General features: G+C 61.7%; 12 protein-coding genes. 4 read left to right on the forward strand and 8 right to left on the reverse strand.

Features of this window, described 5'->3' with window-relative positions; genetic code table 11:
• Nucleotides 1–27 precede the first annotated feature (27 nt).
• Nucleotides 28–915 (forward strand): LysR family transcriptional regulator, encoded by an 888-nt coding sequence (locus AC0R79_RS18825; protein ID WP_375748037.1) that lies wholly within the window; start codon nucleotides 28–30, stop codon nucleotides 913–915.
• Here the strand turns inward: AC0R79_RS18825 and AC0R79_RS18830 are convergent.
• Entirely contained in the window at nucleotides 912–1,532 is a 621-nt protein-coding gene (locus AC0R79_RS18830; RefSeq protein WP_474731215.1) for a cell wall hydrolase, read from the reverse strand. The two genes, AC0R79_RS18825 and AC0R79_RS18830, sit on opposite strands and share 4 nt — an antisense overlap.
• Nucleotides 1,533–1,731: 199 nt before the next feature.
• On the opposite strand from AC0R79_RS18830, the gene AC0R79_RS18835 reads away from it, so the two are divergent.
• Nucleotides 1,732–2,583, forward strand: coding sequence for a CAP domain-containing protein (locus AC0R79_RS18835; RefSeq protein WP_085602807.1), 852 nt, complete (start codon nucleotides 1,732–1,734; stop codon nucleotides 2,581–2,583).
• Between the two features lie 84 nt (nucleotides 2,584–2,667).
• Here AC0R79_RS18835 and AC0R79_RS18840 read toward each other — a convergent pair whose 3' ends face one another.
• The 4 genes from AC0R79_RS18840 to AC0R79_RS18855 all read right to left on the reverse strand — a co-directional run bounded on the left by AC0R79_RS18840 (nucleotide 2,668) and on the right by AC0R79_RS18855 (nucleotide 7,693).
• Nucleotides 2,668–2,823 (reverse strand): DUF2474 domain-containing protein, encoded by a 156-nt coding sequence (locus AC0R79_RS18840; protein ID WP_007950587.1) that lies wholly within the window; start codon nucleotides 2,821–2,823, stop codon nucleotides 2,668–2,670.
• Nucleotides 2,810–3,826 carry a cytochrome d ubiquinol oxidase subunit II gene (gene cydB / locus AC0R79_RS18845; RefSeq protein WP_007950588.1) on the reverse strand — a complete coding sequence of 339 codons (1,017 nt, stop codon included), beginning with the start codon at nucleotides 3,824–3,826 and terminating at the stop codon, nucleotides 2,810–2,812. The genes AC0R79_RS18840 and cydB overlap by 14 nt, the downstream gene beginning before the upstream one ends.
• A 17-nt stretch (nucleotides 3,827–3,843) precedes the next feature.
• Nucleotides 3,844–5,259 (reverse strand): cytochrome ubiquinol oxidase subunit I, encoded by a 1,416-nt coding sequence (locus AC0R79_RS18850; RefSeq protein WP_474731219.1) that lies wholly within the window; start codon nucleotides 5,257–5,259, stop codon nucleotides 3,844–3,846.
• A gap of 109 nt (nucleotides 5,260–5,368) precedes the next feature.
• A complete protein-coding gene (locus AC0R79_RS18855; RefSeq protein ID WP_474731221.1) occupies nucleotides 5,369–7,693 on the reverse strand; it encodes an FdhF/YdeP family oxidoreductase in 2,325 nt (774 codons plus the stop codon).
• A gap of 357 nt (nucleotides 7,694–8,050) precedes the next feature.
• Between AC0R79_RS18855 and moaA the strand changes: the two genes are divergently transcribed.
• On the forward strand, nucleotides 8,051–9,049 hold the full coding sequence (gene moaA / locus AC0R79_RS18860) for a GTP 3',8-cyclase MoaA (protein WP_474731222.1): 999 nt from the start codon (nucleotides 8,051–8,053) through the stop codon (nucleotides 9,047–9,049).
• A 29-nt stretch (nucleotides 9,050–9,078) separates the two neighbouring features.
• On the forward strand, nucleotides 9,079–9,978 hold the full coding sequence (locus AC0R79_RS18865) for a bestrophin family protein (protein ID WP_127798524.1): 900 nt from the start codon (nucleotides 9,079–9,081) through the stop codon (nucleotides 9,976–9,978).
• Between the two features lie 34 nt (nucleotides 9,979–10,012).
• On the opposite strand, the gene AC0R79_RS18870 is transcribed toward AC0R79_RS18865, so the two are convergent.
• From AC0R79_RS18870 to AC0R79_RS18880, 3 genes are all read right to left on the reverse strand, one after another.
• Complete coding sequence (locus AC0R79_RS18870; protein WP_127798526.1) at nucleotides 10,013–11,299, reverse strand: ATP-binding protein; 1,287 nt, start codon at nucleotides 11,297–11,299, stop codon at nucleotides 10,013–10,015.
• Nucleotides 11,300–12,007, reverse strand: coding sequence for a response regulator (locus AC0R79_RS18875; RefSeq protein ID WP_007958821.1), 708 nt, complete (start codon nucleotides 12,005–12,007; stop codon nucleotides 11,300–11,302). It lies immediately after the preceding gene.
• A 140-nt stretch (nucleotides 12,008–12,147) separates the two neighbouring features.
• The gene (locus AC0R79_RS18880; protein ID WP_085602796.1) at nucleotides 12,148–12,756 is read right to left on the reverse strand and encodes a MiaE family protein; all 609 of its coding nucleotides are present in this window, start codon (nucleotides 12,754–12,756) and stop codon (nucleotides 12,148–12,150) included.
• Nucleotides 12,757–12,912: the final 156 nt, after the last annotated feature.

Raw genomic sequence — 12,912 nt, forward strand, 5'->3', positions numbered from 1 at the left:
CTTGATACCTGCATGGAACGCCATGTCATGAATGCACCGGATCTGAACCTGTTGATCACCCTCGATGTGCTGCTGAGCGAAGGCAGCGTCGCCCGCGCCGCCGAACGCCTGCGTCTGAGCCCTTCAGCCATGAGTCGTGCGCTGGCCCGGCTGCGGGAAACCACCGGCGATCCGCTGCTGGTGCGCGCAGGTCGCGGACTGGTGCCGACCCCGCGCGCGCTGGAGCTGCGTGACCGGGTCAGTTACCTGGTGCAGGAAGCCGAAGCGGTTTTGCGCCCGGCAGAAGTGCTCGATCCCGGCCAGTTGCGGCGCACCTTCACCCTGCGCAACACCGACGGTTTTGTCGAAACCTTCGCCGCTGCCCTGCTCGCCCGCATCGCCGAAGAGGCGCCCGGCGTGCGCCTGCGCTTTGTGCAAAAGGCCGACAAGGACAGCACGCTGTTGCGCGTTGGCCGGGTGGATCTGGAAACCGGCGTGGTCGACGACAGCACCGATCCGACGCTGCACAGCCGCATCCTGTTCCACGATCAGTGGATTGGCGTGGTGCGTGAGGGGCATCCGTTGAGCAGCGGAAAGATCAGCGCCAAACGCTTCGCTTCGGGCCAGCACATTCTGGTGTCACGCCGTGGACGCAGCAGCGGACCGGTGGACGAAGCATTGCTCGCCTTCGGCCTGACGCGAGACATCGTCACCTCGTTCGGCGGGTTTTCGGCGGCGCTGACGCTGGTCCGTGAATCAGACCTGATCGCCACCGTCCCGGAGCGTCACACCAGCAAACTGCGCACGGGTCTGCACAGCTTCGCCCTGCCATTCCGGATGCCGGACATCAGCGTGTCGATGCTCTGGCATCCGCGCATGGACGCCGACCCGGCGCATCGCTGGCTGCGCAATTGCGTGCGGGAAGTCTGCGCCTAACGCGCGTCCCCGCCTGCGGGTTTGTAGAACAGGAATTTCTTGGTCTCGGCGGTTTTCCTGTATTCCTTGGCCCAGCTCGGATGAACGTTGCGGTCGTGGAAATACAGCGCGCCGTGAGTGCGATCGGTGAGCTGACGGTTCAGCGCCTTGCCGGCGATTTCCTTGGCCAGCGCGTATTCGGCATCTTCCTTGACCTGATCCGGACGCCCGTCACACCACCAGGAAAACTGGCAGCTCTTGGTCTCCGAGCCCTGCTTGACCACCTCGCAGACCGTGCCTGGAAAGCCGTCATGCCCAAGGCGATTCATCACCACGCTCGCCACGCCTTCCATGTCGGCATTGTCCTTGCCCTTGGCTTCCCAGTAGATACTGCGCGCCAGACAGGTGATCGGATCGTCCAGCGGTGCGGCGCCGGCGGGGTCGACCGCCTGCGCTTCGGTCGGGGTGATGGCTTCGGATTTGGGTGCCGGAGGCGCGTCGGGTTTGTCGGCGGCCTTCTCTTCCAGAACCTCGGCTTTCGCTTCGGCCTTTTCCTTGATCGGTGCCTGATCGGTGGCCAGTGCCGCGCCGCTCAGCAGGGTCAACACAAGACAGCAAAGCAACCCGTTCAATCGCATGATCATTCTTCCGGCAGGGCCCGATGCGGGCGAAGTGTTACGTGGTTGAGACGCCCGGTTTCCGGGGTCTTCGCAGAGTGTAGACGGCAAATTGCACGGAATCGTTCGGCAGAAAAATCCGCGTTGTGAAGAAAAAGACATTGCACGAACCGGGGCCCTTTCGCGCATGATGTGCGCACTCAGCCCAAGGGAGATTTCCATGCGCTTCATGCCATCCGTTCTGCGACTCGCCGCGTTGTCCGTGGGCCTGGCGCTGGCCACTTCGGCCATGGCCACCGACGAGTCGCAATTGATCGAATCGATCAACAGCTACCGCAGCCAGCCGCAGCGTTGTGGCAGCCAGGCGTCCAGCGAATTGCCGCCGCTGTCGGCCGATCCGCGCCTGATTCTGCCGGCCAGCGGCGTGGTGGATTTGCAGCAGGCGATGTCCAGCGCTCGCTACCCGATGGTCAACGTGCAGGCGATTACCCTGAACGGGCCAAGGGATGCGGCGTCGGCGATGAAGGCGATTCAGGAAAGTTTCTGTCAGGTGGTGCTGGATCCGCAGTTCGTCGATATCGGCGTCAGCCGCGCTGATCGTGACTGGCGCATCACCCTCGCCCGGCCACTGCTGTCCGCCCGCCTCGGCGACGGTCAGGCTGAAGGCCAGAAACTCCTTGAACAACTCAACGCCGCCCGCGCTCAACCGCGCCAGTGCGGCGGTCAGGCGTTCGCAGCGACCACGCCGCTGGCGTGGAACGCGGTGCTCGGCGGCGTCGCCCAGGAACACAGCCGCGAGATGGCCAACAACAATTATTTCGACCACAAGGACCGCGACGGCCGCACCCCTGGCGACCGCGCGGAACTTGCCGGTTACAGCGGCCAGCAGGTCGGCGAGAACATCGCCGCCGGGCAGGACACGGTGCAGAAAGTCGTTGCCGGCTGGCTCGCCAGCCCCGGTCATTGTGCCAACCTGATGAACCCTCAGTACCGTGAACTTGGTGCTGCCTACGCAGTCGATCCGAAGAGCAGTGCCGGCATTTACTGGACTGCGATGTTTGGTGGGGAATAAACATCAAGGCAGCTCCTCCCCCAAAAGGGAGGAGGTAAATCGCAGGCAATAAAAAACCGGAGCCAGGCTCCGGTTTTTTTATGCTCAGTGGGTTCTCATCCCCGCCGCATACATCGCCAGCTTCAGCAGACTCGCCACCACCGCCAGCGAGACCACGCTGCCAAACCAGATCAGCAGCAGCCACCCCAGACGTTTGTACCAGGGGCTGGATTTCACCTCACGCGAATCAATGGTAGCCATCGCCAATCCTCACTTTGCCGCGGAACACGTAGTAGCTCCAGAAGGTGTACATCAGGATCACCGGCAGGATGAACAGCGCGCCGATCAGGGCGAACAGCTGGCTGGTCGCCGGTGATGCCGCCGCCCACAGGCTGACCGACGGCGGGATGATGTTCGGCCAGATGCTCAGCGCCAGGCCGATGTAGCCGAGGAACATCAGCACCAGGGTGAACACGAACGGCCAGTGAGTGTGGCGCTGACGCAGCGAACGCAACAGCCCGAACAACGCCAGCACCGCCAACACCACCAGCCCGGCGAACACGGTCAGGTGCGCATGGTTGAACCAGCGGCCGGCCAGTTCCGGGTGCAGTTGCAGCGTCCACGCGCCGATCACCACCACCATCGCCAGCAACAGCCACGCCAGCGGACGGCTGTAGTGACGCATCCGCGACTCCAGCATGCCTTCGGTCTTGACCAGCAGCCAAGTGCTGCCGAGCAATGCGTAGGCAATCACCAGACCGACACCGCAGACCAGCGGGAACGGCGCCAGCCAATCGAGACCGCCACCGGCAAACTGCCGATCCACCACCGGAATCCCCGCCACATACGCGCCGATCACCACGCCCTGGGAGAACGTCGCCAGCAGCGAACCGCCAATGAACGCCCAGTCCCACAGATGGCGTTTTTCAGCCGGCGCCTTGAAGCGAAATTCGAATGCCACCCCACGGAAAATCAGCCCCGCGAGCATGAAGATCAGCGGCAGATACAGCGCCTCCAGAATCACCCCGTAAGCCAGCGGAAACGCGCCGTACAGCGCCGCACCGCCGAGCACCAGCCAGGTTTCGTTGCCGTCCCAGACCGGGGCGACGGTGTTCATCATCACGTCGCGTTCCTGCTCGTCGCTGATCATCGGGAACAGGATCCCGAGGCCCAGATCGAAGCCGTCCATGATCACGTACATCATCACCCCGAAGGCAATGATCACGCCCCAGATCAACGAGAGATCGATACCTTGAATACCCATGACTCAACGCTCCTTTTTCAGTGGATCCGGGTCGCGGATTCGAGGTTGTCGGTGACCGCCGAAAGTGGCCGGCGCGGGGTCTGCACCTGAGTGCCTTCGGGCGGATGTTCGTGGTGCGGCTGCGGGCCCTTGCTCACCAGTTTCATCATGTAGCCGATGCCCACGGTGAACACCGAGCAGTAGATGACGACGAATAGCGCCAGCGAGGTGCTCATCTGCGCCATCGAGTGATGGGACGCCGCGTCATGGGTACGCATCAGGCCGTAGACCACCCACGGCTGGCGCCCGACTTCCGTGGTGATCCAACCGGCCAGCAGCGCGATCAGACCGCTCGGCCCCATCAGCAGCACCAAATGCTGGAAGCCGCGATGACGGTAGACCTTGCCGTTGCGCCGCAACGCCAGACCCAGCACGCCGACGAGGATCATCAACATGCCCAGCCCGGCCATGACGCGGAAGCTCCAGAAAATCACGGTCGAGTTCGGCCGGTCTTCTTTCGGGAAGCTCTTGAGCGCCGGGATCTGCTTGTCGAGGCTGTGGGTGAGGATCAGGCTGCCGAGGTACGGAATCTCGATCGCGTATTTGGTCTTCTCCGCCTGCATGTCCGGAATGCCGAACAGCACCAGCGGGGTCGGCCCGTTGTCGGCGTTTTCCCAGTGGCCCTCGATGGCGGCGATTTTCGCCGGTTGGTGTTCCAGGGTGTTCAAGCCATGAGCGTCACCGACCACCGCTTGAATCGGCGCCACGATCAGCGCCATCCACAGCGCCATGGAGAACATCTTGCGCACTGGTTTGCTGTCGTTGCCGCGCAGCAAATGCCAGGCTGCCGAAGCGCCGACGAAGAACGCCGTGGCAACGAACGCGGCAATCGCCATGTGCGCCAGACGGAACGGAAACGACGGGTTGAACACGATGGCCAGCCAGTCCAGCGGCATCACTCGACCGTCAACGATTTCGAAGCCTTGCGGCGTCTGCATCCAGCTGTTGGAGGCAAGAATCCAGAAGGTCGAAATCAACGTACCGATGGCGACCATCACTGTGGCGAAGAAGTGCAAGCCACGGCCCACGCGGTTCCAGCCGAACAGCATCACCCCGAGGAACCCGGCCTCGAGGAAGAACGCGGTCAGCACTTCATAGGTCAGCAACGGCCCGGTGACGCTGCCGGCGAAGTCGGAAAACCCGCTCCAGTTGGTGCCGAACTGGTACGCCATGACCAGCCCCGACACCACGCCCATGCCGAAGTTGACGGCGAAGATCTTCGACCAGAAGTGGTAGAGATCGCGGTAAGTGTCGTTACGGGTTTTCAGCCACAGGCCTTCGAGCACCGCGAGAAAACTCGCGAGACCAATGGTGATCGCCGGGAAAATGATGTGGAACGAAACCGTGAACGCGAATTGAATTCGCGCCAGGTCCAGTGCCTCCAGGTTGAACATGATGATGTCCTCATCAAGGCTGAAAAGCGGCAGCACACGGCCGGGCCACCGCCAGGCGTTTACGCCTGCAGCCAGTCAAAATGCAAAAGGATTAGATCGCGTGGTTCGGTCAGGCCACCGACGACGGAATCAGGTTGCTCGCCTCGGCCGCTTCGAGGCGGATCGCCACGAATTTCGAGGTCGGCGTGTAGGTGCGGTCACCGTAACTTTCCAGCGGCACCAACGGGTTGGTTTCCGGGTAGTACGCGGCAGCCTGCCCGGCCGGAATGTCGTAGGCGATCAGAGTAAAACCGCTGACCCGACGCTCGCGCTCGTCGCCCCACAGCGCCACCAGATCGACCTTTTGCCCCGGTTCGAAACCGAGCCGGCGGATGTCCTGCTCGTTAGCGAACACCACGTCGCGCATGCCGTAAACCCCGCGATAACGGTCGTCGAGGCCGTACAGCGTGGTGTTGTACTGATCGTGGGAACGCATGGTTTGCAGGATCAGATGCGGTTTGACCGGCAGGTTGCGCACGCCTTCGCTGATCAGATGCTCCGGCAGCACGCACGGGGTGAACTGGGCCTTGCCGGATTCGGTTTTCCAGACCCGGTCGGAAGCGTTGTTGCCGAGGTGGAAACCACCGGGGATCAGCAGCTTCTCGTTGAAATTATCGAAGCCCGGAATCACGTCGGCGATCAGGTTGCGGATGCGCCCGTAGTCGCCGACCGCCCATTCCCAGTCGATTGGGTGTTTGCCCAATGTGGCGGCAGCGATCCCGGCAATGATCGCCGGCTCGGATTTCAGGTGCGCCGACTTCGGCTTCAGTTGGCCGAACGACAAATGCACCATGCTGAAGGTGTCTTCCACGGTCACGCCTTGCGGACCTTCTGCCTGGACATCGATGTCGGTACGGCCGAGGCACGGCAGGATCAACGCATCACGCCCGGTCACCAGATGGCTGCGGTTGAGCTTGGTCGAGATGTGCACGCTCAGGTCGAGTTTGCGCATCGCGGCGTGGGTGCGCGGAGTGTCCGGCGTGGCCTGGGCGAAGTTGCCGCCGAGCCCGATAAACACCTTGGCTTCGCCACGTTCCATGGCGCCAATCGCCATGACCGTGTTGTGGCCGTGCATGCGCGGCACCTTGAAGTTGAAGCGCTTTTCCAGGGCGTCCATCAGCTCGGTCGGGGCCAGTTCGTTGATGCCCATGGTGCGGTCGCCCTGCACGTTACTGTGGCCGCGCACCGGCGACAGCCCGGCGCCCGGACGACCGACGTTGCCGCGCAGCAGTTGCAGATTGATGACTTCCTGCAGGGTCGGCACCGAGTGCACGTGTTGGGTCAGGCCCATGGCCCAGCACATGATCACGCTCTTGGCCCGGGCATACATGCGCGCGGCCAGTTCGATGTCATGCAGCGGTACGCCGGACTGCTCGACGATGTGCTCCCAACTTGTGGCATCGACTTCGGCCAGGTAGCTGTCGAGACCCGACGTGTGCTCGGCAATGAAGGCGTGATCGAACACCGGTTCGCCGCCGGTGGCCTGGGCTTCGCGCTCCCACTCCAGCAGGAACTTGGCCATGCCGCGGATCATCGCCATGTCGCCGCCCAATGCCGGGCGGAAGTACGCGGTGTTGGTCGCTTCCCAGCCGTTGCTGAGCATCTCGATCGGGTTTTGCGGGTTCTGAAAACGCTCCAGCCCACGCTCCTTGAGCGGGTTGATGCACACCACTTGGGCGCCACGCTTCACCGCTTCTCGCAGCGGTTCGAGCATGCGCGGGTGGTTGGTGCCAGGGTTCTGGCCGATCACGAAAATCGCGTCGGCATGGTGCAGGTCTTCATAGACCACCGTGCCTTTGCCGACGCCCAGGCTCTCGCCCATGCTCACCGCACTGGCTTCGTGGCACATGTTCGAGCAGTCCGGGAAGTTGTTGGTGCCGTAGGCGCGGACGAACAATTGGTAGAGAAACGCCGCTTCGTTGCTGGCGCGACCCGAGGTGTAGAACTCGGCCTCGTGGGGCGATTTCAGGCCTTTGAGGTGTTTGGCGATCAGCGCGAAGGCGTCGTCCCAGGTGGTTTCGACATAGCGGTCGACCCGGGCGTCGTAGCGCATCGGGTGGGTGATCCGGCCCTGGTATTCGAGCCAGTAATCGCTTTGTTCGGCCAGCGTCGAGACCGTGTACTTGTTGAAGAACGCCGGATCGACCAGGCGGCCGGTGGCTTCCCAGTTCACCGCTTTGGCGCCGTTCTCGCAGAACTTCAGCATGCTCGCGCCGGGCGCTTCACCCCAGGCACAACCGGGGCAGTCGAAACCGCCGTTCTGGTTGGTCTTGAGCATGGCGCGGATGTTTTTCAGGGCGTTTTCACTGCCCAGCCAGTTCTTGGTGAGGCTGATGACAGCGCCCCAACCCGCAGCGGCGCCCTTGTAGGGTTTGTAACGGTCGACTTGTGACATGGGACTTCTCCATGACGATGCACACAGGCAAAAACCTGATCGGGTTTAAACAGCGACGACTGACTTTCAAGTTAAAAAAGCGGTCGTTTCGTTTGACGGGGCCAAGGATAGGAACCGCTGCAAAAACTTGTCTAATCGCTATTAATGACTGCGTTATCGAAAGCATCTATCACGGCGTTAAACCCTTTAAATACGGGCACTTGCAAAACTAAGAAGGGAAAAACAGCGAATAATTATTTCATCATCGACAGCATCAATCGGCCGGTCATTAAGAGTGATTGGACGCTGTCTCAAGTTGCTCATAACCTGAGCCGACCCAATCCCCTCAATAGCGGATTTCACCCAAGCGAGGCTGTCATGTCAGAGCGCGTCTTGATCGATGGTTACAACCGCCGCGTCGACTACCTGCGCATGTCGGTCACCGACCGCTGCGACTTTCGCTGCGTGTACTGCATGGCCGAAGACATGCAGTTCCTGCCGCGCCAACGGGTACTGACGCTGGAGGAGATCCATCAACTGGCGCAGAGCTTCGTCGCACTGGGCACCCGCAAGATTCGCCTGACCGGCGGCGAGCCGTTGATTCGCCCCGGCGTCGTCGGCTTGTGCAAGCAGATCGCGGCCCTGCCCGGCCTGCGCGAACTGTGCCTGACCACCAACGGCTCTCTGCTCGGCAAACTCGCCAGTCCGCTGTTCGACGCCGGGGTCAAACGCCTCAACGTCAGCCTCGACAGCCTCGATGCAGCGCGCTTCAAGCAGATGACCCGCACCGGCGACCTCGCCCAAGTGATCGACGGCATCGACGCCGCGCGCGCCGCCGGATTTACCCGCACTAAACTCAACTGCGTGGTGATGCAGGGCCGCAACGATCACGAGATCAACGATCTGGTGCAGTTCGCCATCGAACGGGATCTGGATATTTCCTTCATCGAGGAAATGCCGCTGGGGATCATCAGCGAACACAGCCGCGCCGAGTCGTTCTTTTCCAGCACCCAGGTGCGCGAAAAGATCGCCGAGCGCTACACCCTGATCGACTCCGCCGAGTCGACGCAGGGCCCGTCGCGCTACTGGCGGCTGGCGGAAGCACCGCACATCCGGCTGGGGTTCATCTCGCCCCACAGCCACAATTTCTGCGGCACCTGCAACCGGGTGCGACTGACCGTCGAGGGGCGTTTGCTACTGTGTCTGGGGAACGAGCATTCGGTGGACTTGAAGGCAGTGCTGCGCGCTCATCCGGGTCAACCGGAACGGCTGGAGAAAGCCATCATCGAAGCGATGAAACTCAAGCCTTACCGGCACAACTTTGAAGTGAACGACGACGTGCAAGTGGTGCGTTTCATGAACATGACCGGCGGCTGATCCGCCACGTTTTCAAGGCAGAGAGCCGCATGATCATCCGACCCAAGGTCAATCAATTCGCCATTCTCTTCACCCTCAAAGGCTCGATTGCCAAGCGCATCGCCCTGCGCGCCCTGATGGTGACGCTGCTGGCATCGGCCATCGTGCTGGTGGAAATGCTCCACCCGAGCAACTTCACCAAGGTCAACGCCACGCCGTTCACCTTGCTTGGTCTGTCACTGTCGATCTTTATGAATTTTCGCAACAACGCCTGCTACGACCGCTGGTACGAAGCGCGCAAGGCCTGGGGCGAAGTGATCGTGCATGTGCGCTCGGTGATTCGCGAGACTCATGTGATCCGCGAATCTGCGCAGCGCCGACTGTTGCTGCTCAACCTCGCTGGTTTCGCCCACGCGCTGAATGCGCGATTGCGCCGGGAAGACGAAGCTGCTGCCAGCGCCGAGTGGATTACCCCGCAGCACGATGCGCAGGTGCCGGACTACAGCGGGCGCATCCTGCAAACCGTCGGCCAGCAATGCTCTGATCTGCACGAATCAGGCGATCTCAGCGAATGGCGCTACATGCTCTTGGCCAATCACCTGACCAGCCTGACCCAGGCGCAGGCGGTGTGCGAGCGGATCAAGAACACGCCACTGCCCTTCCCTTACACCTTGCTGCTGCACCGCACGATTTACCTGTTCTGCATCTTGCTGCCGTTCGCCATGGCCGAACCGCTGGGCTGGCTGACGCCGCTGTTCACGGCGATTGTCAGCTACACCTTCTTCGGCCTGGATGCGATTGCCGATGAACTGGAAGACCCGTTCGGCCGGGATGAAAACGATTTGCCGACCGATGCGCTGGTGCGGGGTATCGAGCGGGACATTCTGGCGGAGCTGGGGACTGAACCGTTGCCGCCGGCGCTGAAACCGGTGGACTACGTCCTCAGTTAATCGACTGCCTCCCCCTTCCCGGGAGGGAGACTCATCAATCCAGATGCGCCCAGGTCATGCGAAACGACGCCCCGCCCCATGGAGAGTCACCGACCTCGACCTGCCCGCCATGGGATTGCGACACCCGCCGCACCAGCGCCAGTCCCAGACCGAAGCCACCGGTGCGGCGGTCACGGCTGGCGTCCAGGCGCGAGAACGGTTCGAAAATCTTCTCTCGACCGGCCAGCGGCACGCCCGGCCCGTCGTCGTTGACCTGTACTTCGTACTGATCGCCGATGCGCACCAGCGACACCTCGACCCTCTGCTCGGCATATCGAATGGCATTGCGCAGCAAATTGATCACCGCCCGCGCCATGAAGCGCGGCTCGATCCGCACTTCATCGACCCGGCAATCAACGATCAACAGCTGCACCCCGGCGGCCTCGGCCTCCAGCGCCACGCTGCCGACCACGCTGTCGAGCCAGTTGGCAGCCTGAATGTTTTCGCGGGTGATCACGGTCGCGCCGCGTTCGAGGCTGGCGTAGGTCAGCAGTTCGGAGACCATTTCTTCCAGCTCGCCAAGGTCGGCGTACATGTCGGCGATCAGTTCGCGGTTCTGGCTGGCGTCCGGTTGTTGCTTGAGCTGGTCGAGTTCGAACGACAGCCGGGCAATCGGCGTGCGCAGTTCATGGGACACGGCATTGGTCAGTTCGCGCTGATTGGCGATCAGGCCTTCGATGCGCGCCGCCATCAGGTTGAAGTGACCGGCGAGGTCGCGGATGTTGGAACGTTTGGACAGCTGGATCCGCACCGAGAGGTCGTTGTCGCCGAAGCGCTCGGCGGCCAGCCGCAGTTTTTCCAGATCGCGCCAGTGCGGACGAACCCAGAAGTACAGGACGATGCCGAGCAGCACCGCCAGCATCAGGTAAGCCCCGGCAATGTAGAACGGCATCAGGCTCGGCTCGGGCGGCAGCTTGATGCTGAGCAACTGTGAACCACCGTCGATATTGCTGATGAACTGGGTGTAGTCATCGCGGATCACCAGCAGATCCTGGGCCAGTTCGGCTTTTTCCTGATCGTTGAGTTTCAACTGGTCAGCCTCGACCAGGCTCAGCGTCAGCCCGTAGTGCGGCCGTAACGCCTCCAGTTGCGCCTCGCGCGCCGCGCCCTGCTGGTCGCGCATGTGTTCGACCAGCGACCAGGCCTGACCGCGCACCGCTTCACGGTTGTAGGCCTGCATCTGGTTGTCGAGCAAGGCGTTGAAGGTGTGCTCGACGGTTTGCAGCGCCGCCACCAGCCCGACCGTCATCACCAGAAACAGCCCGAGAAATAACCGCAGCATCTACAACTCCCACGCGAACGGATTGAACAGGTAACCCTTGCCCCACACGGTCTTGATGCAGACCGGCTCGCGAGGGTTGTCCTTGAGTTTGTTGCGCAACTTGCTGATGTACACGTCGACGCTGCGGTTGAGGCCATCGAAGGCGATGCCGCGCATGCGGTTGAGAATGTCATCGCGCGACAGGATCTTGCCGGCGGCGCTGGCCAGCAGCCACAGCAGCTCGAATTCCATGGTGGTCAGCTCGATCAGCTCGCCCGCCAGACGCACTTCGCGGCAACTGCGATCAATGATCAGGTTGCCGAACTCCAGCGAACTCACTACGCCGCTTTCCGGGACTTGCCGGCGTTGCAAGGCACGCAGGCGCGCGAGTAAAACAGGTGGCTTGATCGGTTTGATCACGTAGTCGTCGGCCCCGGACTCCAGGCCCAGAATATGGTCGAGGTCGTCTTCCTTGGCGGTCAGGATGACAATCGGCGTGTCGGACACGCTGCGGATTTCCCGGCACACGTGCAGGCCGCTCTGCCCCGGCAGCATCAGGTCGAGCACCACCACCTTGGGCTTGAATTCGAGAAACGCGGCCACGGCCAGATCGCCGCGATGCACCGTGCGTACCTCGTAGCCGTGTTGTTCGAGAAAGTGAGCGATCAGCGCAGCCAGCCGCTCATCGTCTTCCACCAGCAGGACTCTGCCAAAACCCAGGTTATCCATAACAACCGCCGCCAACCGCTTTGTGAAGTGGGCGACATTATGCGGGCATTCAATGGCGAGACGTTTATTGCAGGCAGCAAAAACCGGCCTCTGGGGCCGGTTTTCGTTGAAGTTTCATACTCTTAAGAGTTTTTAACAATTCATGCAGCGACGGGTACGCCACTGTGGAAACGGAATTCCTCGTCCGGTGACTCGATCAGGTCCTGCTCGGCAGCGCGGACTCTCTCGATCACCTGAGCGATGTCCTTGGCGTCACCGTACTGATAGGCCAGTTTCAGATAACCCTGGAAATGCCGGGCCTCGCTTTTCAGCAGGCCGAAGTAGAACTTGCCGAGTTCTTCGTCCAGATGCGGCACCAGCGCTTCGAACCGCTCGCAACTGCGCGCTTCGATGAAGGCGCCGACCACCAGAGTGTCGACCAGTTTTACCGGTTCGTGGCTGCGCACCACTTTGCGCAGGCTGGAAGCGTAACGCCCGGCGTGCAGCTGGCGCAGTTCGATCTTGCGTCGCTTCATGATGCGCATCACCTGTTCGTGGTGCACCAGCTCTTCCCGGGCCAGACGCGACATCATGTTGATCAGATCGACGTGGGAATGGTACTTGGCGATCAGGCTCAACGCGGTGCTGGCGGCCTTGAACTCGCAGTTCTTGTGGTCGATCAGCAGGGTTTCCTGATCGGCCAGCGCGGCTTCAACCCAGGCATCAGGCGTGCGGCAACCAAGGAATTCGTGGATTTCGGGAAGGATCATGGGGCTCACGGTCAAAAGGTGTTCGAGCGAAGGGCGCCGATTATACCGGCCTGCCCGCAGACCACCAGCCGCCCGCGTTGATATGCATCAAGTCGCAGACAGATGCGCAGCAACTATAGTTGTGCAACGCCGTGCCTTTTCATTGCTGGAGACTCA

It is taken from the genome of Pseudomonas sp. HD57-3, assembly GCF_056113135.1.